At 33.6% G+C, this 26,607-nt stretch carries 25 protein-coding genes and 1 tRNA gene; 4 read left to right on the plus strand and 22 right to left on the minus strand.

Annotated features, from left to right (window positions below):
- The first annotated feature begins 207 nt into the window (after positions 1 to 207).
- A tRNA-Val gene (locus ACGH47_RS06395) sits at positions 208 to 284 on the plus strand.
- A gap of 395 nt (positions 285 to 679) precedes the next feature.
- Here the strand turns inward: ACGH47_RS06395 and ACGH47_RS06400 are convergent.
- From ACGH47_RS06400 to ACGH47_RS06505, 22 genes are all read right to left on the minus strand, one after another.
- Positions 680 to 1,294, minus strand: a complete 615-nt coding sequence (locus ACGH47_RS06400; protein ID WP_411623012.1) for a tail fiber assembly protein — start codon at positions 1,292 to 1,294, stop codon at positions 680 to 682.
- Between the two features lie 23 nt (positions 1,295 to 1,317).
- Positions 1,318 to 3,099 (minus strand): phage tail protein, encoded by a 1,782-nt coding sequence (locus ACGH47_RS06405; RefSeq protein ID WP_411623013.1) that lies wholly within the window; start codon positions 3,097 to 3,099, stop codon positions 1,318 to 1,320.
- On the minus strand, positions 3,096 to 3,752 hold the full coding sequence (locus ACGH47_RS06410; RefSeq protein WP_267351857.1) for a DUF2612 domain-containing protein: 657 nt from the start codon (positions 3,750 to 3,752) through the stop codon (positions 3,096 to 3,098). Before ACGH47_RS06410 ends, ACGH47_RS06405 begins: the two co-directional genes overlap by 4 nt.
- The gene (locus ACGH47_RS06415; RefSeq protein WP_411623014.1) at positions 3,745 to 4,866 is read right to left on the minus strand and encodes a baseplate J/gp47 family protein; all 1,122 of its coding nucleotides are present in this window, start codon (positions 4,864 to 4,866) and stop codon (positions 3,745 to 3,747) included. Before ACGH47_RS06415 ends, ACGH47_RS06410 begins: the two co-directional genes overlap by 8 nt.
- Positions 4,847 to 5,212, minus strand: a complete 366-nt coding sequence (locus ACGH47_RS06420; RefSeq protein ID WP_267351853.1) for a hypothetical protein — start codon at positions 5,210 to 5,212, stop codon at positions 4,847 to 4,849. The genes ACGH47_RS06415 and ACGH47_RS06420 overlap by 20 nt, the downstream gene beginning before the upstream one ends.
- Positions 5,209 to 5,877: a Gp138 family membrane-puncturing spike protein gene (locus ACGH47_RS06425; RefSeq protein WP_411623015.1), complete on the minus strand. Its 669-nt coding sequence runs from the start codon at positions 5,875 to 5,877 to the stop codon at positions 5,209 to 5,211. The genes ACGH47_RS06420 and ACGH47_RS06425 overlap by 4 nt, the downstream gene beginning before the upstream one ends.
- A 429-nt stretch (positions 5,878 to 6,306) precedes the next feature.
- The gene (locus ACGH47_RS06430; protein ID WP_267351849.1) at positions 6,307 to 6,594 is read right to left on the minus strand and encodes a DUF6694 family lipoprotein; all 288 of its coding nucleotides are present in this window, start codon (positions 6,592 to 6,594) and stop codon (positions 6,307 to 6,309) included.
- Positions 6,595 to 6,654: 60 nt separating this feature from the next.
- Positions 6,655 to 7,488, minus strand: a complete 834-nt coding sequence (locus ACGH47_RS06435) for a phage protein (RefSeq protein ID WP_411623016.1) — start codon at positions 7,486 to 7,488, stop codon at positions 6,655 to 6,657.
- A complete protein-coding gene (locus ACGH47_RS06440; RefSeq protein ID WP_267351846.1) occupies positions 7,433 to 7,789 on the minus strand; it encodes a phage baseplate plug protein in 357 nt (118 codons plus the stop codon). Before ACGH47_RS06440 ends, ACGH47_RS06435 begins: the two co-directional genes overlap by 56 nt.
- A 68-nt stretch (positions 7,790 to 7,857) precedes the next feature.
- Complete coding sequence (locus tag ACGH47_RS06445; protein ID WP_411623017.1) at positions 7,858 to 8,580, minus strand: phage baseplate protein; 723 nt, start codon at positions 8,578 to 8,580, stop codon at positions 7,858 to 7,860.
- A complete protein-coding gene (locus ACGH47_RS06450) occupies positions 8,580 to 10,451 on the minus strand; it encodes a hypothetical protein (RefSeq protein WP_411623018.1) in 1,872 nt (623 codons plus the stop codon). Before ACGH47_RS06450 ends, ACGH47_RS06445 begins: the two co-directional genes overlap by 1 nt.
- A gap of 159 nt (positions 10,452 to 10,610) precedes the next feature.
- On the minus strand, positions 10,611 to 11,027 hold the full coding sequence (locus ACGH47_RS06455) for a phage tail assembly chaperone (RefSeq protein WP_411590781.1): 417 nt from the start codon (positions 11,025 to 11,027) through the stop codon (positions 10,611 to 10,613).
- A complete protein-coding gene (locus ACGH47_RS06460) occupies positions 11,027 to 11,461 on the minus strand; it encodes a phage protein (RefSeq protein ID WP_065558727.1) in 435 nt (144 codons plus the stop codon). The genes ACGH47_RS06455 and ACGH47_RS06460 overlap by 1 nt, the downstream gene beginning before the upstream one ends.
- A 9-nt stretch (positions 11,462 to 11,470) precedes the next feature.
- On the minus strand, positions 11,471 to 12,982 hold the full coding sequence (locus tag ACGH47_RS06465; RefSeq protein ID WP_411623019.1) for a DUF3383 domain-containing protein: 1,512 nt from the start codon (positions 12,980 to 12,982) through the stop codon (positions 11,471 to 11,473).
- A complete protein-coding gene (locus ACGH47_RS06470) occupies positions 12,979 to 13,476 on the minus strand; it encodes an LIC_12616 family protein (RefSeq protein WP_267360092.1) in 498 nt (165 codons plus the stop codon). Before ACGH47_RS06470 ends, ACGH47_RS06465 begins: the two co-directional genes overlap by 4 nt.
- Before the next feature lie 306 nt (positions 13,477 to 13,782).
- On the minus strand, positions 13,783 to 14,262 hold the full coding sequence (locus ACGH47_RS06475; protein ID WP_411623020.1) for a lysis system i-spanin subunit Rz: 480 nt from the start codon (positions 14,260 to 14,262) through the stop codon (positions 13,783 to 13,785).
- The gene (locus ACGH47_RS06480) at positions 14,259 to 14,699 is read right to left on the minus strand and encodes a D-Ala-D-Ala carboxypeptidase family metallohydrolase (RefSeq protein WP_065559620.1); all 441 of its coding nucleotides are present in this window, start codon (positions 14,697 to 14,699) and stop codon (positions 14,259 to 14,261) included. The genes ACGH47_RS06475 and ACGH47_RS06480 overlap by 4 nt, the downstream gene beginning before the upstream one ends.
- Before the next feature lie 11 nt (positions 14,700 to 14,710).
- On the minus strand, positions 14,711 to 15,037 hold the full coding sequence (locus tag ACGH47_RS06485; protein WP_218837354.1) for a phage holin family protein: 327 nt from the start codon (positions 15,035 to 15,037) through the stop codon (positions 14,711 to 14,713).
- Positions 15,038 to 15,789: 752 nt separating this feature from the next.
- The gene (locus ACGH47_RS06490) at positions 15,790 to 16,326 is read right to left on the minus strand and encodes an antiterminator Q family protein (protein ID WP_411623021.1); all 537 of its coding nucleotides are present in this window, start codon (positions 16,324 to 16,326) and stop codon (positions 15,790 to 15,792) included.
- Between the two features lie 127 nt (positions 16,327 to 16,453).
- Complete coding sequence (locus tag ACGH47_RS06495) at positions 16,454 to 16,615, minus strand: hypothetical protein (RefSeq protein WP_411605220.1); 162 nt, start codon at positions 16,613 to 16,615, stop codon at positions 16,454 to 16,456.
- A gap of 849 nt (positions 16,616 to 17,464) precedes the next feature.
- On the minus strand, positions 17,465 to 19,033 hold the full coding sequence (locus tag ACGH47_RS06500; RefSeq protein WP_267349631.1) for a hypothetical protein: 1,569 nt from the start codon (positions 19,031 to 19,033) through the stop codon (positions 17,465 to 17,467).
- Between the two features lie 756 nt (positions 19,034 to 19,789).
- The gene (locus ACGH47_RS06505) at positions 19,790 to 21,778 is read right to left on the minus strand and encodes a TonB-dependent receptor domain-containing protein (RefSeq protein WP_411623022.1); all 1,989 of its coding nucleotides are present in this window, start codon (positions 21,776 to 21,778) and stop codon (positions 19,790 to 19,792) included.
- Between the two features lie 169 nt (positions 21,779 to 21,947).
- Between ACGH47_RS06505 and ACGH47_RS06510 the strand changes: the two genes are divergently transcribed.
- The 3 genes from ACGH47_RS06510 to ACGH47_RS06520 all read left to right on the plus strand — a co-directional run bounded on the left by ACGH47_RS06510 (position 21,948) and on the right by ACGH47_RS06520 (position 25,985).
- Complete coding sequence (locus ACGH47_RS06510) at positions 21,948 to 22,877, plus strand: siderophore ABC transporter substrate-binding protein (RefSeq protein WP_411623023.1); 930 nt, start codon at positions 21,948 to 21,950, stop codon at positions 22,875 to 22,877.
- A gap of 393 nt (positions 22,878 to 23,270) precedes the next feature.
- A complete protein-coding gene (gene rimO / locus ACGH47_RS06515; RefSeq protein ID WP_267381805.1) occupies positions 23,271 to 24,587 on the plus strand; it encodes a 30S ribosomal protein S12 methylthiotransferase RimO in 1,317 nt (438 codons plus the stop codon).
- A gap of 9 nt (positions 24,588 to 24,596) precedes the next feature.
- Positions 24,597 to 25,985: an MATE family efflux transporter gene (locus ACGH47_RS06520; protein WP_267360631.1), complete on the plus strand. Its 1,389-nt coding sequence runs from the start codon at positions 24,597 to 24,599 to the stop codon at positions 25,983 to 25,985.
- Positions 25,986 to 26,607 lie beyond the last annotated feature (622 nt).

Below are 26,607 nucleotides of genomic sequence, written 5' to 3' on the forward strand. Positions count from 1 at the left end.
TAATTTATCGAGTATAGCTAAATTTAAAGCAACAAACCACCTTGAACTGATATTTGTTTTCAATTTAGATTTGTTATAGTTTTAAAACTAACAAATTTTGTGTTTTTTATAGTCAAAAATGTTCAACAGCTGAAAAAACAACCAAAAAATAATTTTTTTACTTGCTTGTAATCAATTTGAAAGCTAATATTTGCGTGTTTCAAATTTACGCCCGTAGCTCAGTTGGTTAGAGCATCACCTTGACATGGTGGGGGTCAGTGGTTCGAGTCCACCCGGGCGTACCATTCTAAAGCCTTATTCGAAAAGGTTTATCAAGAGTTCACATTTTAGTTTATTTTAAATTGTTAAAATAGTATTGCAAATAATTTGATATAAAAAAATTTAACTCGTTTTTTACTACACTTTTTTCACTTTGAATCTTAGATTAAAAATATAGAATTATTTAGTAAATAAGTAATATATAGTTTATAGATATATAAGTATGGAGTTAAAAGAGTGATGTTACTATCTTGTCGATTATTATAATGAGGACATAATTAAGATATATTTCGTGTATGAAAGAGAAATTACGATAGGTAAAACGATTAGAAATGGAAAATTGAACTTGGTAGAAATTGCTGAGGGAATTCAGGATAACTGCATTATTTTATATAAATACAATTATCCTGAATGATTAAATTTATTTATTAGGCTTTTCAGGGAATGTGATATTAGGCGCTAGATCCGTATTTATTCGATTAAGTAATACCCGATATTTTTTCCAATCAGCTAAAGATTTGATTTCTTGTTCAGTAGCCATTTGGATATCTACGGCATCTTGTAAATAACCGATCTGATTGGTAGCTTCTTCAATCATTTGCTTCTTTTGGATTGTTGCATTTTCGACTTCATATTGATGCTTTTTATCGCGATCAAGTCGCCATTTTTTCCCATCCCATACGTCAAATTCACTTTCAGGTTTAAGCCTAGTGTAATTATCTGGAATATCGCCTATATCTTGCATAATCGATTCAATACCTGTTTCAGTTGAATAAATTTTTTGATTTCGAAAATCATTTACATAAACCCATTTGTTAATTTTACGAATAATCGCTTTACCTTCAATTGGTTGTGGAGGTACATCTGAACATGAATATGCTGGGAGACCAACACCCTCACAAATAAAATCATAAGTTGCGCTAATAAACTCTCGAGTTGTCTCGCTGTAATGATAAACATCTGTCCAACCTGAAACAGTTGCAAAGCCAGTAGTCGGGTCAAACTCTGCTTTTTGGGATTGTGATTGATAATTCATTGATAAGTCCTATATTTATTGAGTTATTCAGCTTTAACGATATATAAAAAAGCGATATTACGTGGTCTAAACTCATCTCCGGTCGGCCAGACAGCCGAAAAATCAATTGTATGTTGATCTGATGAACCACTGCCATCACCACCACCACGTGTGTATCCGGTTTTTTTAATAAGAATTCCGTCAACACCACTACGATTTTTACAATGCCAAAAACCAACAGCATTTCTTGCTTGATCTCCCTGTTGTGATAACACTGTTCTATCCAAGTCAACTTTTCGACCGTCATCGTAGCCTCTGATAAATTCACCACGCAAATCTGGCAGCTTTCCAAGTGGATAGGCTTTAGCTAAAAGTGGATATTTACTTTTATCAAATTCTGAACCGTCACATTTAAGCCAGCCTTCTGGAGGAATAGCAGATGGCCATGGTTTGGGGATACCGACTGCAAAATAACTGTTAACAGCATTATCGGTAATAATTTTATTCCACTTGATTGGTTGATCTACAGATAGATTGGTTCCTTTCCAAATCTCTCCATTTTCCGTAAATTCACAAAAGAGATAAAAGCCGCCACCATCAATATCTCTTGCCCCCAATTTTGATAAGTATCCATAAACCGTAGTAGGTAAAATGTTAGTATTATCAGCTTTAACAAAAAGACGTTCACCTGAAAGCATCGATGTGAGTTGTAAAATATTATCAATTTTAGTACATGATTGTTGGTGCAAGAATAAACCGCGATCGCCTTGTTTTACTATTTCTGTCCATTCGCCAACTTTTTTATCATTTTCAACAGAACGGGCAAAAATCTTCATTGGTGTATCAGCATTATTAGTTGAAACAAGTTGCATACCGTAGCCATTATTTGTACTAAATGACTGAAAGCCACATACACCGCCATTTACTTTTGGTTTATCTACATCAGTCGATGCAATTGCAATGAAAGCACTGCCCATAGGTCGATTAGTGCTTGATGTTGCCATTCCTCGGGTACCAAGACCGTAGTCACCTTGTTTTACTAATTTAACACCGTTATCATAAAATCCCCCTTTTGCTGTCACCGTTCCAGCTCGAGTGTCAATGACGACAGTATTATTTTTTGGTTGTCCATCTAACGAATAGAGCGGAGCAAAACCAACCCCCCACCAACTAGCTATGGTTATATTTGATGTTTTGCCAAGATACGGCCAGTCAGTCCCATTAAATATTGCCCATTGATCTGAAGATATTATCGATTTATTATCTAGCCCTTCTTTCCATTGCTCACTAGTTATAATCTTATCCATAACGGGGGCTTTGGCTTTTATCGTTCCCGAGGTAGTCCCTCCCGTTTTTGGGAGTAATGTTTGCGCAACCTGTTCAACTTTGTCATTAACTGTTTTTATTGCCTTTGATGTCGCCGCTTGCCCTTCTGATTTACTGTCAATAGCTGAACTTAATTGCACAATGCCTTTGTGTTCGATTGAGGCATCCGGGATTAATTTAGTCCATTTATTTATACTATTCGCTGGATTACTATCGTTATTTTCTACTTTGGCAATATAAATTATTCCGTTAAATTTAATGATTGCATTAGCGGGATAGAAAACTTGTTCGCTCCATTCCGGAACGCCTTGTTGTAACAGATATAGTATATTTTTATCAATACGGTTAAATGCGCCATTCATCCATTCCATTGGTGGTTTCGAAGCAGTTTGATCGATGGTGATTCCCCAGCCTCGACTTACATCAGGAAAATCCGTAACTTCCCCTTTTTTTGCTGAATCTGCAAAGATTAAATAATCTGGTTTTTTTTGTATAATCATTGAATAGTTCCTATTTCTTGAAGTCGAACAAATTTGCCTAAATTAAAACCGAATGATGCATTGTCATGCGAAAATCCAAACGGTTCGTTATTAATTAGAACAATATATTGATACATAACACCAACAGGTCGGGCTAAAATATCCATTTTACTAATTGCATATAAAGTAAGTGAATTGAGTTGATCACTGTTAACTAATACATTCATTGTCATATTTTGGGAATCAATAATATTTCCATGTTTGCCAATCACGAATTTAATTGATTTTACAATGTTTGATATTTCACCACTTTGATAATTTTTAGTAATTTTTGCCTTAATAAAGAAACGATAATCGCTATCATTTAATACAACAGATGCCGTTAAAGCATCGCCATGTCGATAAAATTCACCAATATCAAATGATAATGCTGTGTTATCTTCTAACCATCCAAAATATTCTTTGGTGATAGCAGAAGGTAACACACGCGAGACGCCAACATGACGACCAATCAAATCAAGTGCATAACCTGTCGCGTCGTTGATGCTGAGAACATCCGCAATTTGAATGACATTGTTAAATGTGTTACCAGTCTCTTTATTGATAGCTCTGATAGTGCCTAATGCCTTGGGTTTTGTACGATATTGCCAAATGAGGAATTTTTCTCTATTCATCTATTAGCACCTCAACATGCGTTATCTGTGCATACTCTCGATAATCGATATTGACAATGTTGGCACTGTTTACAGCGAGTTCTTTAATATAAAATCCGTCAACTAAGTTAATGCTTGAAATAATGCGAGATGCATACACATTTTCACCAATTTCAAAATCAAGACTTTTTAAATTAGCTTTAATCTGTTCTGAATTGATATCATTAAAAGATTTGTAACGACCAATTGTCATTGAGACATTGATATCGACTTTTCTTGGTCTATCAAAGTGAACTTTTCGATGTATTTCATCTAATAAATACATCGTCTCAATTTTTCCAAATAGTCCACAACCGCCAATTTTCTTTTTAGTGATCACCTCTGCTATTTGTTCATCATCGCCACCAAGGATCACGGCATTAAATGAATGAGCAGGCACACCCTTTTCATCCGTTTTATTCGTATAGTTTTCATATACTACGCATTTAGTCACACCGGTTATATTCATTAATGCAGACTGTATGCCTTGGCGATCATCATGATTATTGATTGAGTGTGATAACATAAAGCGTTTTAATAGTTGCGCATCAGTTTCTTCATCAACTCCGCCATAGCTTTGGGTGTTGGCAGTAATTTTATCTATGCCGATGATAATAGTGCTCGGTGTAAATTCATCCATTGCGTTAACGGTATAATGACCTAACTCTAGCGACCTAAATTTTGAACGAGCACTACCTAAATCATTTAATTTTATTGGCTCAGTTGTTACCCATTTATTTTTGTTTTTATCAACATAAATAGCGTTTTGAGGAATCAATGTGTTTGGCATTCCATTAAAAATGACTTCATCGATGTATGAATATGATGCGGTTATTCTGGTTAATCCTGCATACATTGCCCGTTGTTCCAACCACTGCCCCGTTGCTTGATAAGGGTCTAACATCTGAATAATAAATGATACTGCTTGATGTATGTTCGATAATTCCTGAGAAAATAAACCGAGCAATTGCCCATCTGGCGTATCACTATCTAAATTGACATTTTCACCATAAATCGATTTAAAACTTGTTATTAAACGATTTTTAATTGTGTCAAAATCATCAATAACAATTCCTTTATCTGTTATCTGTAACATTAAATGAAGCCTCATTAGAATTGTTGAATTTATCTGTGTAGGTAATTTGAATGAGAAACTCACGCGTCTCGCTATCCAATAAAATATCGAACTCATCAATACTAATCACACCTTCAATGTTGAAAATTTGTTTTTTTATATCAATTTCCAACTGTTTAGTATTTGGGTTTTTTGCAAGATAATCAAACCAGGCAATACCGTCATTGCGATCCAAAAACCAATCTTTTTTTAAGGATAATAATTTAGTTTTTACACATTGGGCTATTGCATCTGACTGATGTAAATAATTAGCCAAACCTTGCCCAAATGTCCAATCATGATTATTGTCTAACTCTCTTACTTTCATGTTGGCTCTCCTGTCGTGTCTTCGCCGCTTTTCACACCTGTATGTCTATGAGTATTCAAACTAATTCCTTTGTTTGTTATGACATCTTGTGCAGTGATTATGCCGGCACTAATTGTATTGCCGTTAGATTGATTGAAACTACCAATTTGGTCATAGTTTCCAAACTGTTGCTTATTTCCTTCATGTACAATATTGCCTTTGATATAGATTGTTCCTTCCGTTAATCGAATATGAGTTTGCCCGTCATCTGTTTGCATCGATACGCCATCATGATAAAAATCTGGAATTTTGTTAGGTACACTGTTACAACCAACGATAAAAAAACCATCGCTTAAGTCATTCATACGATTATCAAGAGGTTTTGATGCTTCGCCCGATGCAAACCAGCCATCAATGCAACGACTGGAAAAGACCACCAGACCTTCATCACCTGTTTTGATAGGCACCGTAATACAAAAACCGCCGGCGTGAGGAAATTGTGCAGGAACATCAACCAATGGCGGAATCGATATCTCTTCCCCATTTGCTAATACTCTATTAATCATCGGTTTACATTGCACTGTATGACCATCAAAACTGATCACCTTTGCAGGCAATGCCGTATAAATATTTGATTGGGCACGTTTAATTTGATTTTCAATTGCTTGGTATAGCGTATCAACCATAATTTACCTACGAATTTAAGCCAATAAAAAACCACCTTTGGCAGGTGGTTAATTTATTGTTGGTTACAGAGTAATTGTCTAGTATTGACTGATATAATGATTATTTTAATTAAAATAACTTATTGTTTTATAAAAGATACCAGAAATTTAATTTTGATTTGATAGATTAGAAAATATTTGAAACGAATGGAAATAAAAAAATTACGTTGAGATTGCAATCTTTAGCTTCGGGAACGTTAGCGTATATCTGCTAACTTTAATATTACAGTAAAATGTTTGATTAGATTAAGCGTGTTAACTTTGTTTTTACTAAGCTTTACTTAAAACATCTAAACAATGGTACAATAACAATAAAAATGACCAGATCCCAAAAATTGCAATCTTTTTTAGATATTAATCAAGAATATTCATTTGATTGCATTAATAGGTTTAATTAATTTGCTCAGCAAGTTTAATCACTTCTGAAACAGTTTTACCATCAAGTTTTTGCTTCATGATTTCTTCCATTTTCTTATTATCGTAATTTGCTTCGGTAGCCGCCTGCATATTAATTTTACTCAAAGCTGCTGTAAAAGATTGCGCTTCACTGAAGTTAAGGTCTTTTACAACTTCAGCTAATGATTCTTGATATTTTTCAGGTGTTGAAGCATCAATCTTTTTATCGCCACAAGCAGTTAATAAAGTTATAGACATTAAAAGTACAAGTAATTTTTTCATTTTTCCATCCTTTTATAAATTATATTGGGATGCTCATCCTATATCTAAATTGATAACAAATCAAATTTTTTCGAAATTACCAAAAATACACTGTAATTTGCTTTGCCAGTTATTTCCATATAGATCCCCACTATGTTGTAACGCATTAATTTTATAGTCTCCATTAAGTTCTGTGAGTTTAGATTCAACTCGAATTAATGCACCTATCTTATAATGCGGATTACATAATGTTGTTATTTCTAACCCTTTATCTGTCTTTTTAGGCGTTCCTATCATGCCCGTCGTTCTTGAAATAACAAATCCTTCATGATTTGAAATAGCCTTATTTTTGGGGATAACAATCAGTTCGTCATCTTGGATAGACCAATCGGCATCATTATTATTTGCTATTTGGTGCATAAGTTCGCGAGTATCACACATGAAAACTTTTCCGCGAGGAAGTGCTTTATTATTAGGAAGATTAACATTGCCTTTTTTTAAACCAAAACTTTTTAACGCTTCATTAAAAAAATCATTGTCAGTTTGTCCTTTTTTTAATGTTTTGATAATAACTTTTTCTGTAAAAGCTTTGTGACCATCAGCACACCTTAGGGTCGTGATAATATCCAGCTCGGAAAGTTGATTTTCCACCGTTAAAATATCACCACAAAAAATCATTCGTAAGACATCATCCTGATAACTAACATATAATTCTACATAATCATATTGCTTCGTGCTGATTAAATTACGATTTGAATCGTTGAGGTTGTATATTGAAATTTCAGCGGTGTTAGGATCGGAAGTAAGTGTTTTGTTGACCGAGAAAGTGACTCTAAGATTGTTCAATACAATACTTTCTTTACGATTGCCTATTTTCAGTTCTAAAACTCGCCCGAATTGTCTCACGATATTCATCCTTTGTCATAATTAATAATTGCATTCGATTATGTAAGTCATTTTTCGTTATTGCATTAATTCCTAATCCTGATTTGTCATAAAGGACTAAAACAAAAGGAAGGTCAAATTCAATAAGCGCTGGACTGCCTACAGACAGTCCTTTATTGGTTGTAATATATTGATTATTGTTAATATCAAACAAATCAAATTGGTAGCCGACTAATACCGTATTGAATCTTAATGTTAATCGTAAATTCATATCGTATAATGTAAAGGTTTGTTCTAGCACATCATCATAAGTTGTCTGAATTATATACATACTTAATCTCTCAAATTTTCTTTATTTACCAACAACTAATCACTTTTATAGCTTTGAAGTTATCTACATTACTTAATAAACCAACTAAAAATCTTATAAAGAACAGATTTTAGTTCTTCGATTTTCTGTGGTTGTGTTTTACCAAGATTCTGTTTTTTAACCGTTTGATTTAGACCACTTGCAATTTGCGTTTCGACGATAAAAATTTCTCGAAACGTTAAGGCAAACTCACCATAAGTATTTTTTTGTTGAGTCAAACCCACAGAACTTAGAACCATATTATTATATTGCTTAGCATTAGTTTGCAGGATAACAGGTTCACCACTCCGTTGAATTGCCAGCAATTTTTCGTAAGCGTCTGCAATACGATCTGAAAATAAGCTATTTATAATAGGAGATTGATATTCAGGTAGAAAATCGGCCACGACTTGATTCAATTTTTCAGCGCTTGTTTGAAAATGTGATGCAAAACGATTTACCATGTTTTCCGCTTGTTCAGCAAAAGTTTTGATTGGCATCGGCAAAGGGTAATTGGATAAATCTATTCCCAAAGAATGGTCAATCGAGAAAGTATTTTTTTCATATCCCACAATAAGACCATTTATTGAAATCTCCTTTGGTTCTAAAACTGCATGATCGGCAATATTAGCCCCATTTTCAATGGGATTTTCTGTGACTTTTAATTTTGATGTATGTTGTTCGACAGTATTAATATCTAAACTGAATACAAAATTATCAGTAACAATTAACCCACTATTTTTTGATGATTTGTTTAAAATAGATTGAAACATCAGTTAGACCCCATCGCTGTAACTGTATTATCATTGATTCGTCTCGCAGCATTGTCGACAAGATTGCAAACTTGATCGAGACCATTCTGAGGTGTAGTTACATTCATTGTATTATGAATTATTATTTCACTATTATTATTGACGTTTTTATTTAATGCAGATAAACCTCCAACTTTTGCTACATCTGTACTCACGCGTGCAAGATTTTGGGTTGTGGAATAATTCGTGGCTTTAAGATGTTCTTCTTGACCTTGTTCATTTTTATTACTACCAAAACCAAAAAAAGAAAGTGCACCTTTTATTTTACTTTTCATCGTATCGATGACAGCAAAAAAATTGTCTTCAATCCATTTCAATCCATCTTTAAAAGGTTGCGTAATACAGTCAAGAATAACTGAAAACGTTTTTCCTAAATTATCAATAAAAGAAGTGACATCAACACCCCAAATCTCAAACAATCCTTTTATAAATTCCCAAGCAGCTTTAAATGGCGCTGTAATAAAATCATTTATTGCTTCAAAAGTTTGACCAATTTTCTCAGTTGTTGAAGTGCTATCATCCGCCCAAATTGTAAATAAGCTTTTAACCAATTCCCAAGCAGCCTTAAATGGTGCCGTAATTAAGTCTGAAATTGCGTCAAAGGTAGCGCCTATTGCATTGACCGTTTTCTCGGCATTTTCTTCACTCATACCAAAGTACATGAGTATATCTTTTATACCATTTTTAAAGAAATTAGTGACTTTATTCCAAAAATCAGAAAAAAAGGAAACAAGAAAATCCCAATTATCGTAAATAAGATAAGCAGCCAAAGCGATAACAGTAATTATAGCCAGAATAGGATTAGCTATCATGATAGACGTCAGTGTTTTTATTGCACTGCCAATTGTTTTAATAATTTTAACTAAATTTCCAAGCGTTTTGAGAGCATTACCAATACTATGAATAGCATTGGAGATTGAGGTAATTAATTTAGCCTTAGCTGATACCCACGCTATTTTTCCGCCTAATAAAAGCAAATAGCCCAATACGGCAAAAATAATACTTTTCCAGTTTTTATCTAAATTTTGCCACCAAGTTATGGCATTTTTGATGTTGTCGATACAGGCTTGCCAAAATGGACCAAATAGACTCTTACCACCTTTCAAGAAAACCATAAAATCATCAATGATCAACAATAATCCAGCTATCAAACCGATGACTAGTCCAATAGGACTGAACAGCATAGCACGATTAAAAACTGCCCAAGCAACACTTAAGGCTATTATGGCGTTTTCCCAACCAATGGTATTAGAAATTATCAGATCGATAAATTCACAAGCATGTTTTATAACACGAATAAAATTTGAAAGAAAACGAATAACAACTATGATACCTTTAGCAATCAATTCCTTATTAGTTTCGAGCCATTCATTAAAGCTTATAATAAGTTCATTTACACTTGGTAATAACCCCGCAGCTATTTTGGTTTTTATGCTGTCTATCGCAAGACTTGATTTTTCAATTTCGGCCTTATATATTTCAACTTGTGCCAGTTCATTTTCTGAAATCGAAAATAAGAGATTTTTTTTGCCAGCAAGTTCTTCTGCTTTATCAATAGCGCTATTAAAAGCGCTAATCAATTTTTCCCCATAGTTTTTGGCTGCAGCCGTAATACTTGTTAAAGCTTGTTTTAAAATCTCAAATTTAGATTTAGCTTTTTCAGATGACTCAGCCACTTTTTCATTAGATTGACTCGCATCGTTAATCGCATTATTAAGTGTAGTATTTATAACTTTACCAATGTTAGATAACTTCATTGCACTGATTTCTAAAAAAGCCGTGACTTTAGTTAGATTGTTTACCTGTGAGATATCAACACCAATTTTTATCAAATATTGCTCTAGATGCACTTTAATTCTCCTTTGGCTTTTCAGCCAATCTAACTTCTGCTATCACATGGTGCATATCGATAACATCATCAAGTGAATATACAGTTTTTAATTCGTGGAGTGTTGCATAATTGTTGACAATAACACTCCACATAAACCAATCTATATCGCTTTCTTGGCTATCTCCTCCAAGCTGAGCGTATTTAGATTGGATAATAGGCCACTTGGTAAAAAAGCCAAAAAATGGAACTTCAATCCTTCAATGATGATTTGGTAATAATGACTTCTATGCGCATTAAAAAATTCACTGGCTTCTCTTGGATTTTGGAATAGTATCTTTTTTCCAGCTTCATCTGTGGCAGTGACATAATCGAGAATAAATCGCTCAATTTCTTCAAATTGCTCAGTACCAATATTAGAAGCTAACTGTCCAATATCAAATCCTGATGTAGTATCACCGACAGAAAAACAGCCCTTTAAGAGGGCTGTGAGTTTTTTGAGATATTTATTGGCTTTGTAAAAATCTGCTTGTTTAAAGGTATAAACAACATTATCTATCATATAATCTTTGTTTTCCATTATTGACCTCCTTTGATGTTAAATTCAGCTTTCGTTGCTTTAAGTGTCCATGTTAAACCATTGTGAGCTGTACCACGTGCAATAGTTGGTGGCGTGGTAAACCAACATCCAGTCAATAAAAATTCATCACCATTACGCAAATCTTTATAGGTAATTAATTTACCTTTAGCTTTTGTCGGATTATTAATTTGGGCTTGTCGTAATTGATTTAATACTTCGTTAGTTTCAGTGTGCTGTAATGTTTTAATCGTGACAGTAGCACCTTTATTGCAAGTGTTAACAAACACCCCTTCACCATTGATACCATAAGTGATATCACCGTCATCCCCTATGGGTGCAATACTAATGGAATCTTGAGCATTTTCATAACCTGTTATTTCATAGCCATCTATTGTTAAGACAGCATCTTCTAAAGAAAAAGATTTATTAGACATCGTGTATCCTTATCGATTAAATTGAACAATAATATCAACGCTGTGACCTGCACCAGCAAGTTTCAATGCGCAATTAATTGGCATCATTTTGCGCGCTTCACGATCAGCCGTGTCTTGCGTATCAAAAGAATCTGAATAGAAATAGTATCCATTCACCGTATCGCCAAATTTCAGCTCACCAATATCGCCAAGCGACCATTTACCCATGCCAAGAAAACCGTTATTGACAAATTGCTCACCAATAATTTTTAACTTGCTGATTAAACGTTGTTGTCCTTTATCGGTTTGTGGAATTTTAGTCGGTTCACCTTGTAACGCATTAAATGCTTGTACTTGAATTGCATTGATGAATGCATCCAGTCCTGTGGTTTCATCAATGAATGTCCCACCAACCATAACGCCTTCTGCAAGCATATTAACACCAGCATAATCTGTATAAAAATTGATACCTAAACGACGACATTTCATCGCTTCATTGACAGTGATTTTGTCGTCTGATGTAACACTAGCTTCTTGTTTAAATTTGACTGTTTTAGCGGTATTAATACCTGTCCATACGGTGGTTAACGCAATGCCCATAAGTTCAGCAGCTGCATGGCTATTACCTTTGTTGTTATATTGAACCATCAAGCGTCCGCTGTTTCGTTTTGACAATGTTTTAAGAACATTATCATCACTGTATTCAATATTTTTTTCTCGAGTTTCGGTATAGGCTAATACTTTGGCATTTTCAACCCCTTGAGCAACAACCCAATCATGCGCTTCCACTAATTCACTATCTGTAATAGTATTTGCAAAATACACACCATACCAATTTTGATATTGATTTTGTAATGCAGTTAATGCTTCAGCAGGCGACTCTTTACGATAAGTTGTCGCATCCTCTCCTTTAATTAATGATGCTTTACCATCAATTAAATTACAAAGATTACCGATATAAGAGCCTTCTGATTGAGAATCAAACACATATCCAAAATTGTCGCCTTTACCTTCTTTTTGAGCAGCTAAAATAAATCTATTACCAACAGAATCATAAATAACTGAAACTCCACTATCTTTTAATTTAGTATTGATGACAGTTGCAACATCATTCATACTTGATACATTGCTAAAATCCAGATCAGTAATTTGATGTTTAGCATCACCAAAGTTAAAAGAAAAATAACCATCTTTAATACTCTTAAATTGAATATAGCTGACAGCTAAAGCAGAGCCATTAATTTTTGAACTCAACGCTTTAGTGGTAACCCCCTCTTGCATATATTTAGCAATCAATGCCGTTTTCGGTTTAGGTTGAGCAGAGAATAATGCGCAAGCAGCTTGATATGCATCAGAATCAGTGCCAAATAAATTTGCAACTGTTGTTGCATCTGAAACAACAACATAACGAGTATCTTTATTGCTGAATTCTTCACACATATCTTTTGTAAAAATAGCCACAACGCTTAGGTCACGTTTTTGTGCCCCTCTTGGCGATTGTTGTAGAGTTGCATCTACGACTTGACTTAATGGTAAACTCATTTAGTAACCTCGAATGTAAAATTAACGCTATCACCGCGTTTAACGCTGGTTTTAACGATTGGATTGATGGAAAAAATAAGATCTACTTGTGCATGTTGAACGGTTTTGTCTGCAGAAGTTGTAGATACGTTTTCAATATCGGAGCATCGAAGATACCCCATTCTTAATTTCTTTAACTTTTGCCAAACAGGCGTGAACTGCATTGATTCTGTTAATTTGCATAGCTGTTCATAGGCATCTTTACCGTATGCTTTGACGGTAATGGTTGCTTCTTTTAGTGTCGATATCACTTCTTCTTCATCTTCACCGTGATATAAAATTTCTTTGCCTATCTCGGTTTGAGACATATTAAGAACAGTGATGAATTTATCTAAACGAGAGACATCGGGTATGTTATCCTCCTCAAATATAATTGTTTCAGGTAAAGACAGAATTTCCGCTATCAAACGTCTAACTTCAGTCATTTCAAGCTTAGAAACAGTCGTGATTGGCATAATGACTCCATAAAAAAGAAGATAGGGTTTAACGATAAGGTGATAATATAAAAACCATGCTGTTGTTGATTTATTATTTGTAATAAATTGATAAATCTAGTTGAATTGATTGTTCACATTATCCATTGTTAAATCATATAAACAGGGATTAATTAGGTTAAAAATTTTTTAACCCAATCGAAGTAAAAACAATTGTGATTGTATAAAACTAGTTTGATATAACGTTATAAAACTGCGTTAATCATTAGGATATAATCATCATAACGCCATATATTATTTAATATTAAATAAAGGGTGATGCGTAATTTATTTATTACACATAAACAGTGTGTTATTTTGAGGTGCAATGACCTGACAATAGTATTGTTGCCATCCTTCAATTAGGGCTTGGTTATAGCTGATTGCGTGGGTGAGACGGTAATAATCTTGTTGAGAAGATTTTGCAAGTCGTAAGGCTTTGTCAGCAATATCGCCGGTGGCGGCACTATTTCGTTCGAGGGTGGCGACTTTGATGCGCAACTCGACAAGACCATTATCCACATCATCACGTAAACTATCTGTTTTAACCTGTTCATCTTTTATTGTCTCAAGAATATTTGACTCAATTAATTTAATGGTATTATTACCTTGTTTATATGCGTTAAATTGCGTTTCTAACGCCACCGTTTTAGCCATTGCCAGTTGTTCACCTTGCCAACAGTGGTACGCAAAATAAAGCGCTAAACCGGTTATTACAATGCAACAATACGGTAATAACTTAATCAACAATGTTAATTTATTCATCATACTAATCCGTTTAAATACACGGTTTTACCACCATTTTTAACGGCGGTCAGCACTATTTGGCGATTATGAGTGGGACTGAATCCGATATGAACCCATTGATTATGCTCCTGAATAAGCTTATCAAACACGACTCCTGCATCTATCAATCGTTGACAGATTTGTTTCGGTGTGCCGAATGGCGAACGGAAGTCAACCGCCAAACCTTGAGTGTGTGCACTACTTGCCACCCCGCCTACCCGGGCATTTAATGCCGGACAACGGTAACCGGAAGTAATGATGATGGGGTGCTCAAGGGCTTTTCTGACCAGTTCAAGTTTTATTGCTGTTAATTGGATATTGGGCATCAGTGCTGCCGGTACGGAATTGTCAATTTTTAATCGACTGGCCGTCAATGAGTAGGTAAACTCATCCAGTTTAAAATGTTCAGTCAGTTTCATTAGTTTTCCTTTTAATCATCATGTCCACGTGTTTTTTTTATTAATTGTTCTTCAAGCGCTTTAATTAAGGTTGCACCCGACCACCCCGCTAAACCGGCAACACCGCCGGCCAGCTCAAACTGCCAGTTAAAATAACTGGCTGCCAACACCACCAGCGCGCCGGCAAAAGTAGAAATAAATATCTGAGCAATTAAAATCATCAGATTAAACTTATTCCCATTAATAATGTGATAGCAATAACTGGCTAATGATCCCAGTAAGGTGACAAAAAACAAATAAACGACAACATACCAATTGATATGGTCAGGCTCTTTGATTGGCATAGGTTTCATCTTCATCGTGAGCCTTCTGCTGAGGCAGTTAAAAATAAGAAAGGGTTACGCAGCACTTATGTATAAATTATTTTCTGAGATTGCTCTGCGAACCCGTTGAATTGTGATAACTGATAGTTAAATCGTAGACATAAAAAAACCGCAATGAAGCGATTGAATAAAAGAAACTTATATTAAAGAAGTTTATTTAATTTAATTTATTTTGATTTAATTATTTTATATGAATAAACAGGATGTTAAATAATATGTTGCAAATTAAAGGCAATAAAAAAGCCCGCTTAGCGGGCTTTAGTAACAATTCTTGATTTTGAGATAATTATACCTACATTAGCGTACGTTGTCAACCCCTTGAGCTAATATTTCATTCTAATATTATTCGTTAAGCTTAATAAAATAAGTTTTAATAAGGGCACAATAGGGAAAAATAATTGAAATTCAAAAATTCTCATTATTTATGAGATGTTAAATAATCATATTAATAAAATTAGGATGAAATTATTAAAAATATGACTAATCGTATTAACATAAAATGAATATCTATTTAGCACGAATATAGGCAGAAATATGAGAAAAGTTATAGCTAATAAATTGAATTATTGTTTTGAGAGATTTTATTTATTAACACTATTGACTAAATAGTTAAGATAGCAATAAGAAGAATAAAAAAGCCCGCTTAGCGGGCTTAAGTAACAATTCTTGATTTTGAGATAATTATACATGCATTAGCGTACGTTGTCAAGATTAACTTTCCCACTTTTTTAAAACACTAAATGTTGCAATAACTCCAGTTCAGTGCCGGTTAACATCGTTTGCATCGATAATGCACCAATAATGTAACTTTCACCACTACTTTTTATTTTTCGGATATTGCCTTCACTACAGGCTAAATCCTTCGCTATTTCACGTAAATTTTTAGGTTTGATAATTAATGTCGACGATGTTTGTGTTTTGCTTCGTTCGATATAAAGATGATCATTAACAATCATTTCGTCTCCATAATAGAATTTAATTAAGACTTTTGCTTCATCTTTTATTTTCGCAATTTTACTGTTTTTCATCGTCGAAATAATGCCATCTATTATTAACCCGTCTTTATCTAAACAGACCTGTTTATATTCCTTTCTTTGAGATTGATATAGACTAAATACTTTGCGTTGTTGATAGGCTTCTTTTCGAGCCCAATTACCCCAACGGGTTAATACTTGAGTGATATCATAATCAGCATTTAAACTCACTTTATTTAGCCATTGTTTTGGTTTATTATTTTCTTGAATATTCAGGTTCTGTGCTGTCATTATTTACCTCATAACTTTTCCATATAATTCCAATTTATAATGTTTAACTATTTATTAATCTGTGACTATTAACTTATTGTCATATGTTGAAGTACTTATTTTTTAGTAACAATATCGATAGGAAGAATTAAAAAAGAGGACGCGTTACCTTAATGTTTTGATATTTTCCCTTATTAAGATCATATTGATTTATGAGTCGACGGCGATAATCATAAAGTTGGTCAACATGTTTCTCAGCGACTTTTATTTGTTCATCAAGTAAAGCTAATTGTTGTTGTGGTGTCATCATAAAGTTTTCCTATTCAAAATAAAACACACCCATAATAACAATAGTTATCATTAAAATCAATAACTATTGTTATAAAAAATTAATGATAATCCTATAAAAACAAAATGTTTAAAGTTTTACACTAACATAATATTTTTATTAAAATTGGTGTCATACCACCTCAACAAAAAACATAAATTAACTTAATATCAATTATTTATTAATAAATATTACGACAACAAAAATAATGTTCTAATATGTATAGTACAATTTAAAATCAAAATAGTGGTATTTAATATTTGATTAAAACTGAAAAACAATAACTTTTAGTATTGACTAAATTGATAACTTATATTATCATTGATTTTATCAAAACTAATTGACTTACCATAAAGTTAGCAAGACCACGAGTTACTAATGGGGTAAGAAGATTCAAGTAGCTAGCAGAGGCGTACGAACATACTGCAGTTTTGATACGGTACTTGATAGCGTATTTTAAAGTTACAATATTGAGTACCTGACAACTGGAAAGACAGTGGTAGTCCACATTTTTGCCCCTATATTGGGGCTTTTTTAACCTTATTATGACTATTCAAATTTTTATAAAAAGGTTAAAACAATACAGTTAATGATGAAATCCAGCAAGATAACAAAAAATCATTTTGATCATAACTGTGATTTAATATAGGCATTTTATTGGAAGAAAAAGGTAAAGTGATATAGAGGTTACCTATCATATTTTCATATCAGACTTGATAAAATCATTTTAATAGGTAACGCTACTTTTGAAGTATTAGTCAGTGTAAATTCATCCCTAATACTAGCTAAATAACAATCCTTGTTGAATGGGTTAAATACTCCTTATAATCATTATAAGTAAGTTCCGCAAACGGCTCTTTTTGCTTCATCTATACCCCAAGCACTAGGAAACGAAATCATTCCATCGTGACTTGAAACCAGAATCGCTTCTGAAATGGCTTCATTATTGTCATTAGTGGTGTTGTGAGATTCATTAGTATAATACCAACCAAATTTCCAATTAGATTTTGGATAAGTAACAATCAAACTATTATACTGTTGATTAAGCGATCTCCCCCACTCACTGAAGACACCATATCCAATTCCGCGTGTAAACACATTATAAATACGACCTTTCGCACCATCTAAATTTTTAGTCGAGAACTCGGATGAATTATTTAATTCTTTTCGGCTCAACAATTTTGAAGAACCTGTACATTGAGCCCTTGCATCGTTTTGATTTTGGAAAGATTGTAATTTTGGTTCAAGCCATAAATCAAGACTGAATGTATAATCATAATGGATTTTATCATCAGATTTTAAGGTTGCCGTTATAGTGACCGTTTTAGTAGGCTGGTTAAGCGTAATTAAACCATCTTTATCAACAGTAACAGAACTATTATTTGTCGTGAAGGTATAATCGTTTTGTACACCACCCATGACTAACTGAAATTGCGCACCGGCAAAACCTGTCGTTGGAAAATGTTTTTTAGATAAGGTAGGTGTCACTTTAAATCCTTGATTGAAGACATAATCTTCAGTTACTCCGCCACCTACTGCAAAATTAGGTTTATTTTTAGGAATGTTATTTATACCAATTCCGGTGAGATTCCACTTTTCATCATTCTCAGATTTGTCATTTTTAACTGAACGCCATTGAGTAAGTGGATCTGAGATAAGACTATAAGGTTTTGCAAAGCAAGTATTAGCGATAGCTATTTGATAAGTTTTTGTTATAGGCTGAGCACCCATTGATTGAGTTTCAATAAAATTGACAGGATCACTTTCATTAGGATCGCCAAATTGAGTATGAACTTTAATATCAGTCGCGGTGATTTCTAATTTTAACGGCATTTTATATTTGTTATGGCTACAAGCAATATTATTAAAATCTGCAGGATCGATTTTAACATTATTACTATCCTTCCAAACGTAATTTAATGTGTTGCTGATGGGTTGCTTAGGATCAAAAGCATCATTATTAATATCAAAATAATCACCCTTATTATCATCAATAGTTGTTCTAGGAACAAAATAACTTTTTATGACAAAATCATTTAAGTTGGTCGTATGATCAAAATATTTGGTGGTATTACTAGTGATGTTACCGGATATTTCATTGTAATCAGTACCGTTGTAATTAAAACCTAATTTATTAACGATCGATTCTGTTGCAAAAAAGACAGGTTTATCCCCTTTTATCGAATTGACGGTCGTTGTTGATAGTGCTGCATTAGCAGGATTAACTGAAATGAAAGCCAAAACTGCACTTAAATAACTCAGTTTAGTTGCAGTCCTATTTTTTTTTAGCATAGATAATAAGCAATTTAAATGCGAACCTATATTCAATTTAGAGATGACTAAATGGTTAGGTTTGTATTCACTAAAATTTCGTGAATTAGGGTTGATAATGTGCTTCATATAGTTTTCTTCATTAACAAAATAACAAATCAATCACAAATCTTAAGATTGATTTAATAACTTCACATTCATCCAATTAATTTAAATGAAGAGGTGATCCTTTTAAATATTATTGATCGGATTTATCGATCCATCAACACCCAATCAATTTAAAATCACTATCAAAAATAATAAGATACTGCTATATTCCTTACATTATTTTCAATATGAGGAGATAATAAAATTGATTTAATAATTGAAAAATTTATCCACTTAATTTAAAAGAAGAGATAATCTTCAAAAATATTATTGATCGGATTTATCGATCTATCAATATACGATCAATTTAGAATCACTATCAAAACAACATAAAATCACGATATTTATGACATATTCGTTATAATGCAAACATAAAAACAGGTTAATCACATTAGTTCACACTTTAAAATAACATAATGAATAATATTAATTTATTTTTAAGCGTTTTATCTAGGTTTTATACAATTCATTTTCTTCAATAAATTTTTCCTATCAAAATTATAGGTTAAGTAAGTTACAATTTATTAAAACATATGTAAACAGATTGTTATGAATAAGTAAGCAATGTGTAATTTGTACAAAATGAATTCAAATATTTCAATGAGAATTTACCTAAGATTAAAAATATGATTAAAAAAGAAGATTTGATAAAGATGTTATTAATCATACCATTGACTAAAAACAATCATTCTCATCAATTAAATACATTTGATGACCAATTGATGAGAAAAATGTTATCTAGAAACTAATTTCTGTTCCAACAAAATAGCGACGTCCATCTAAGGTTTTACCAAAATCTTCATTGTCAACATCTTTATCAAACAAGTTATAAATACCCGTGTAAATTTTTGCTTTCTTGTTGATTTGATACGCTGCTCCCATATCCCAGAACGTATATCCAGGATACGTGACATACCTACTTTGTTTACCCATTCGCTTATTGGCGTTTTCTTGTCCGTAGTATGCCATCTTAGCCCATAAGTCCCAATTATGACTGATGTACCAATCCAATTGCATATTAAATTTTTGTTTAGGTGTACGGTTTAATGCACGTCCTTTATTGATACCGGTTTTTTGTTCTGTCTTTGTCCATGAATAATTTGACGTCAACAAGAACTCATTAAACAATGGCGTTTTAAACGTTAATTCAACGCCTTTAAGATCGGCTTTATCGACATTTTCTCTGCCTTGAACAAAATCAAATTTTTCTTGGTAACCATTCACTTTACATTTACCTTTTCCAGCTGGTCCCTGACAAATGTAATAAGTTTGAATCTTATCTTTATATTTTGTATAAAACGCCGTGGCTGAAGCATCTATTCCATAATCATTAGTATAGCCCAGTCCAATTTCGATATTGTCTGATTTTTCAGGTTTTAAATTAGGATTTCCCAGTACCATTCCTTTATTACCCGTGCCGGAACCCCCTGTAACTTGTCCCCAATCAGCAACGACTTGCCGTAATTGTGGTGTTGCATAACCCGTTGAATAGCCGCCTTTGAGAGTGAAATTATCATCAATATTCCATACGCTATAAACTCTTGGATTCCAGTTGCTTCCATAATTTTCATCTTTGTTATAACGTAATCCAACAGTTAAATTCCAATTTTCTAATAAACTTATTTCATTTTCAGCAAATAGAGCATAATTCCAACGATCTATTTTAGTTAATGTCTTCTTCAATTGATTACCTTTATCGTGTAACTCTTGGTAATTATATTTTCCCCCTACTGTTAACATATTAATATTAAGCGGAATTGTTACACGGGTATCAAGATCGGTATTTCGAATTTTCATCTTTCTTTCCGGGTTATTATTACCTTCATAAGCAATAAATGAAGTTGTCGAAATATCACCAAACAGCCCAGTATGAGTTAAACTATACGTATTACGGCGATTATCACGAGGAAAATCGCCTCTATTCTTAGCTCGGGTATTACCCGCTGTTGCCTTACTTTTTTGAATTGAACGCCCCATATCTAAATCAAATCGTTGCGTATCTGTTGCATTTAAAGACAGCTTACCATTTAGACTTTGAAGTTTTTGTTGGGCATGACCATTTAAAAATTTATCTTCTTTTCGTTTTGAATATTGACCATATAGTTGGATGCCAACTCTATCATCAACAATCGGTCCCATGACTGAAAAACTTCCTGTATAAGTGTTTTTTTCTTCAGAACGATAAGGAATTACAGATTCTAAACGTAATCCTGCATGCCATTTATCTGACACTTTTTTGGTAATAACATTAATTACCCCACCCATTGCATCAGAACCATACAGTGATGACATAGGACCACGGACTACCTCAATGCGTTCTATCGCCGTTAATGGTGGTAACCAGCCTTGTTCAAATCCGGAACCGTCACTATTTGGTCGCGTTTCTCGGGTGCTGACCTTTTTGCCATCAACTAAAATCATCGTATATTTGGCATCCATACCTCGAATGCTTATATCTGTTGAATCACCGCTACCGGTAATGGTGACACCAGGAATATCTTTTAACGCATCAGTGACATCACGATACGATTTTTGACTAATTTCTTCTGAGGTAATAACAGAAATGGTTGCAGGGGCTTCTTTGATTTGCTGTGCAAAACCCGAAGCGGTAACAACCATTGTATCAGTATCTGAACTATTCACAGCGGCTAGTGCTGTACTTGATAATAATAAAAAACCTGAATTAATGACATAATTTGTCAGTTTAAATTTTAGCTTAACGTTCATTTATTATAACCCCATTATTTATAATGATATTTTATAATTACCCATGAGTATGAACACTACATTAGATGATAATAATTATCAATATCTTTTATTAAATTATTTTTCGCTAGACAAGCAACTTACTTTAAATGATAATAATTATTATTTACATTTAATATAAAGGGTGTCTATGAACAGAAAGAAAAAATTGCTGCTAAGTAGCATTGCATTAATAGTTTTGGGGTTAACCGGTTGTCAATCACCGTCGACAATGACTGTCACAAACAATAGTGAAACGATCATCGTACCTAAATCTCCGAAAAAAATTGTTGTCATGAATTATGGAGCATTAGATACATTAGATGCTTTAGGTAAAGGCTCAATAGTGACGGCAACCCCACAATCGGTCATTCCATCCTATTTGAATCAATTTAAAAGGGATGATGTGGTTGATACGGGTAATATGAAAGAACCCAATATAGATGCAATTAAACAAACTAATCCTGATCTTATTATTATTGATGGACGTCAAGCAAATAAAAAAGATGAGTTGTCAAAAATTGCCCCAGTGCTTAATTTAAGTGTTGATAGCAAACATTATTTTGAATCAACAAAAAATCATATCAATTTGTTAGCGAGCCTTACCGGAACCGAAAACACAGCAACTCAACTCATTGCTTCGCTCAATAACAAAATCAACCAAGCTCAAAGAATGACCTCAGCAAGCCCTAAAAAGGCCATTGTCGCTATTCACAACAATGGAAAAATGATTCTTATTAATAATAGCTCAAGTGCTGTGCTAATCCATGATGTGTTGAAAGTCAAAAGAGCGGTACCACTTTTAATTAACCAGCTAGCTAAAAATGAAGAACGCCCAGCACCTACTTTTGTTGACGATAAATATATTAAAACAGTTAAGCCAGATATTATTTTTGTCATTGACCGAAGTCATGCTATTGGTCAACAAGCCATGAAAGCCAACTATTTTGATACAAAAGTTCTCAATAAAAGTAAAACCACCGTTGTCTATTTGACACCTGATCTTTGGTACTTATCTGGTGGTGGAGCAGAAAGTTTAGACCGTCAAGTGTCTGAAGTGCTCAATGCTTTAAACGATTAACATTTTGTTTAAATTAATTCATACAGCCCAATTAAAAGGCTGTATGAGTTAGCATTCAACGGATTTATCACATTAAATCGACCTGCCCACAAGTATTCTTAGGTCACAAAATTTGAGAAGGTAATATTCATCTATTAAGTTGTGCTCGCATGATTTCAATCAAATATAGTAAATTTAACAGGTCAAAATCCCATTTTATACACTTGCCTGACGTTACCACTTAAAACCCATTTTCTGTTAATTAAGAATTTGAAAATCAGTATATTTACAATGCTTAAATGTGTTAAAATGCCGACATTTTAAATTAACAACAACTAATTAATCGATAAAATTTATTTTATTATCAATTTAATTCCTCTTTAAATATTAAGCATTATTATAAATATTATGAATATGTCATCCCCTACTATTGGATTTGTGAGCCTTGGTTGTCCCAAAAATTTGGTTGACTCAGAGCGAATTTTAACTGAATTACGAACACAAGGTTATCAAGTAGTACCAAGCTACGAAAATGCAGATTTAGTTATCGTCAATACTTGTGGCTTTATTGATAGCGCCGTACAAGAATCGTTAGAAGCCATTGGTGAAGCTTTAAATGAAAATGGCAAGGTCATTGTAACAGGCTGTTTAGGTGCAAAAGAAGATCAAATACGTAATGTACATCCTAAAGTACTTGAAATATCGGGCCCCCATAGCTACGAGGCAGTACTTACTCATGTCAATAAATATGCCCCTAAACCCGCATATAATCCCTTTACCAGTTTAGTACCACAGCAAGGTGTGAAATTAACGCCTAAGCATTATGCGTATTTAAAAATATCAGAAGGTTGTAATCATAACTGTACATTTTGCATTATTCCATCGCTACGTGGCGAAATGGTTAGCCGACCAATTGGTAATGTACTTGATGAAGCAAAGCGATTAGCTGATAGTGGCGTTAAAGAGTTACTCGTTATTGCTCAAGATACTTCAGCATATGGTATCGATATTAAAAATCGTACCAACTTTTGGAATGGTATGCCATTAAAAACTGATATTCAAACGTTATGCGAACAATTAGCAACGTTAGGCATTTGGGTAAGGCTCCATTACATGTATCCTTATCCAAGTGTTGATAATTTGATCCCGTTAATGGCGGATGGGAAAATTTTACCGTATCTGGATATACCACTTCAACATGCCAGTCCTTCGGTTTTAAAATCAATGAAACGCCCAGGCACCATTGATAGAACACTTGAACGAATTCATAAATGGCGAGAAATCTGTCCAGATATTACTTTACGTTCAACGTTTATTGTTGGTTATCCAGGGGAAACAGACCAAGATTTCGAATTATTACTCGATTTTTTAAACAAAGCTAAGCTTGATCGTGTGGGATGTTTTCCTTATAGCCCGATTGAAGGTGCAGCAGCCAATCAGCTCGCAAATCAAATTCCGGAAGAAATTAAACAAGAACGTTTTCATCGTTTTATGCAATTACAGCAGACAATTTCTACCCAAAAATTACAAAATAAAATTGGCAAAACCTTATCGGTTATTATTGATGAAGTCGATGAAGAAGGCGCTATTGGACGCAGTATGGCTGATGCACCAGAAATTGATGGCGTTGTCTATTTAAATGAAGAAAAAAATGTTCACGTTGGTGATATTGTTCAAGTTGAAGTTGAACATTCCGATGAATATGATTTATGGGGAACTGTTAAACAGTAAACACATCTAATGAAACAACATTATCGAAACGAAATCAAAAAACTTATTGCCCTTTCGGTACCCGTACTGATAGCACAAATATCGCAAACAGCGATTACCTTCGTCGATACCATTATGGCTGGTAACTACAGTAACACAGCATTATCAGGGGTTGCCATTGCAGTCTCAATTTGGTTACCAACCATATTATTTGGACAGGGTTTACTTAGCGTCTTAACACCGATTATTTCCAATTTAAATGGGGCTGCTAAACGTCATCAAGTTGCTGATCACACTCGACAAGGAGTCGTTATTGCCTTGTTCTTATCAGTGATAATGATGTTCATTTTATACCATTCAGATAAACTGATTAGTTTAAGAAGTTCAGTTGAACATCCTATCGATCCTGAAATGGTTGAAGTTGCCGTTTCTTTTTTACGTGCCATTATGTGGGGTGTTCCCGCGTTCTTATTATTTTTAGTTTACCGAAATCAGTGTGAAGGGTTATCCAATACCAAACCAGCCATGGTGATCATCTTTATTGCATTACTTGCCAACATTCCCATTAATTATGTATTAATTTATGGAAAATTAGGTTTGCCTGCTTTCGGTGGAGTTGGATGTGGCATTACCGCAGCGATTATATTTTGGCTAATGTTTTTTTTAATTCGCCTTTATACGTTAACCACCACTAGCCAACGTGATATTCGTATAACACCTTTCACAAAACTTATTGATTGGTCTATTATTAAAAAAGTTATCCTGTTAGGCACACCTCTGGCATTGGCTTATTTTTTCGAAATGAGTTTATTTGCCGTCATAGCATTACTGATTGCCCCATTGGGTAAAATTACAGTTGCGGCACATCAAATCATATTTACGATTAGCAGTTTAACATTTGCTATTCCGCTTTCACTCGGTGTTGCTACTAGCATTCGTGTTGGTTATTTGTTAGGTCAAAAAAAGCTATCTCTTGCCAAACATACCGCATATATAAGTTTAGCTATTTCGTTGGCAATAGCAATTATTGTCGCATTAATTTTGGTTGTCTTTCGAACACCAATCATTGCATTATTTACTAAAGAAGTTGCTGTCATTACGATATGTATGCACCTAATTATTTTATTAGCAATCTATCAGGCTTCTGATTATTTGCAAGTTGTAGCCAGCAATGTGCTTCGTGGTTATAAGGATACGCAAAGCATCTTCTTTATTACATTGCTTTCTTATTGGGTAGTTGGATTACCTGTAGGTTATATCTTAGGTTTAACCGATCTGATTATAGCGCCAATTGGGGCTGCCGGTTTTTGGATTGGCATTATTTTAGGTCTGGCAGTCGCCGCTATTTTATTAATAGCCAGAATGATCTATATCCAAAAACAGCCTGAAGCAATAATATTAAATCGATCATCAAAATAACGATTTATTGGCTAGTAAGCCACTTCTCATCTTAATATTTAACACTTATCAAATTAACCGATAAGTGTTAAATCATTGATAGCCTCTACTCCATAACAACTATTCAATACAGTTAACCATTTTTAACTCAAACAGCTATTTTATTCCTTCGTTTAAGGCTGTTAAACGCCTTTTATTAGGTACATAAATGATAGAAAAATCATTTAGTTCAATTCAAATTGAATCAAACACAAAATGACGATATAAATTGATTAAATAATAATTCACTATATAATCACGTGCCTTGTAGATAAATTTAATATAGTGTAATAATGTTGTGAAGCTCTCAAAAAAAATTTTGTTTTCTCATTGTATTTGTCTTAGCCTTGCAGTCTTAGTCGTGTATTTATTAGGATATCCGAAAAGAATAGATCGTATATTGCTTACTTATTTTTCATTAATTTTCCTAGGCAGATTCACCATTTTTCGATTTTTTTTTGGTCTATCATTTGTTATAGCTGCTCTTTACTTTCCCATTGCTTATTATTACGGCCCTCCTAATGTAGCAGTAATAAGTGCTTTATTTGAAACAGACATGGACGAAGTAAATGAATTCTGTTCGCAAATATCGACTTATCTATTT

Source organism: Gilliamella sp. CG16 (assembly GCF_046635785.1).
GTDB classification, from domain to species: Bacteria; Pseudomonadota; Gammaproteobacteria; order Enterobacterales; family Orbaceae; genus Gilliamella; species Gilliamella apicola_I.

Coding starts and splice junctions, on each gene's coding strand:
- ACGH47_RS06480 (WP_065559620.1), bottom strand. CDS start 14,699: ATGAAACTGACTGAACATTTTAAACTGGATGAGTTTACCTACTCATTG.
- ACGH47_RS06435 (WP_411623016.1), bottom strand. CDS start 7,488: ATGAATATCGTGAGACAATTCGGGCGAGTTTTAGAACTGAAAATAGGC.
- ACGH47_RS06505 (WP_411623022.1), bottom strand. CDS start 21,778: ATGAACGTTAAGCTAAAATTTAAACTGACAAATTATGTCATTAATTCA.
- ACGH47_RS06430 (WP_267351849.1), bottom strand. CDS start 6,594: ATGAAAAAATTACTTGTACTTTTAATGTCTATAACTTTATTAACTGCT.
- ACGH47_RS06490 (WP_411623021.1), bottom strand. CDS start 16,326: ATGACAGCACAGAACCTGAATATTCAAGAAAATAATAAACCAAAACAA.
- ACGH47_RS06440 (WP_267351846.1), bottom strand. CDS start 7,789: ATGTATATAATTCAGACAACTTATGATGATGTGCTAGAACAAACCTTT.
- ACGH47_RS06510 (WP_411623023.1), top strand. CDS start 21,948: ATGAACAGAAAGAAAAAATTGCTGCTAAGTAGCATTGCATTAATAGTT.
- ACGH47_RS06420 (WP_267351853.1), bottom strand. CDS start 5,212: ATGAAAGTAAGAGAGTTAGACAATAATCATGATTGGACATTTGGGCAA.
- rimO (WP_267381805.1), top strand. CDS start 23,271: ATGTCATCCCCTACTATTGGATTTGTGAGCCTTGGTTGTCCCAAAAAT.
- ACGH47_RS06500 (WP_267349631.1), bottom strand. CDS start 19,033: ATGAAGCACATTATCAACCCTAATTCACGAAATTTTAGTGAATACAAA.
- ACGH47_RS06400 (WP_411623012.1), bottom strand. CDS start 1,294: ATGAATTATCAATCACAATCCCAAAAAGCAGAGTTTGACCCGACTACT.
- ACGH47_RS06460 (WP_065558727.1), bottom strand. CDS start 11,461: ATGTCTAATAAATCTTTTTCTTTAGAAGATGCTGTCTTAACAATAGAT.
- ACGH47_RS06425 (WP_411623015.1), bottom strand. CDS start 5,877: ATGGTTGATACGCTATACCAAGCAATTGAAAATCAAATTAAACGTGCC.
- ACGH47_RS06475 (WP_411623020.1), bottom strand. CDS start 14,262: ATGATGAATAAATTAACATTGTTGATTAAGTTATTACCGTATTGTTGC.
- ACGH47_RS06445 (WP_411623017.1), bottom strand. CDS start 8,580: ATGTTTCAATCTATTTTAAACAAATCATCAAAAAATAGTGGGTTAATT.
- ACGH47_RS06410 (WP_267351857.1), bottom strand. CDS start 3,752: ATGAATAGAGAAAAATTCCTCATTTGGCAATATCGTACAAAACCCAAG.
- ACGH47_RS06520 (WP_267360631.1), top strand. CDS start 24,597: ATGAAACAACATTATCGAAACGAAATCAAAAAACTTATTGCCCTTTCG.
- ACGH47_RS06415 (WP_411623014.1), bottom strand. CDS start 4,866: ATGTTACAGATAACAGATAAAGGAATTGTTATTGATGATTTTGACACA.
- ACGH47_RS06465 (WP_411623019.1), bottom strand. CDS start 12,982: ATGAGTTTACCATTAAGTCAAGTCGTAGATGCAACTCTACAACAATCG.
- ACGH47_RS06495 (WP_411605220.1), bottom strand. CDS start 16,615: ATGATGACACCACAACAACAATTAGCTTTACTTGATGAACAAATAAAA.
- ACGH47_RS06405 (WP_411623013.1), bottom strand. CDS start 3,099: ATGATTATACAAAAAAAACCAGATTATTTAATCTTTGCAGATTCAGCA.
- ACGH47_RS06470 (WP_267360092.1), bottom strand. CDS start 13,476: ATGCCAATCACGACTGTTTCTAAGCTTGAAATGACTGAAGTTAGACGT.
- ACGH47_RS06455 (WP_411590781.1), bottom strand. CDS start 11,027: ATGGAAAACAAAGATTATATGATAGATAATGTTGTTTATACCTTTAAA.
- ACGH47_RS06485 (WP_218837354.1), bottom strand. CDS start 15,037: ATGAAGATGAAACCTATGCCAATCAAAGAGCCTGACCATATCAATTGG.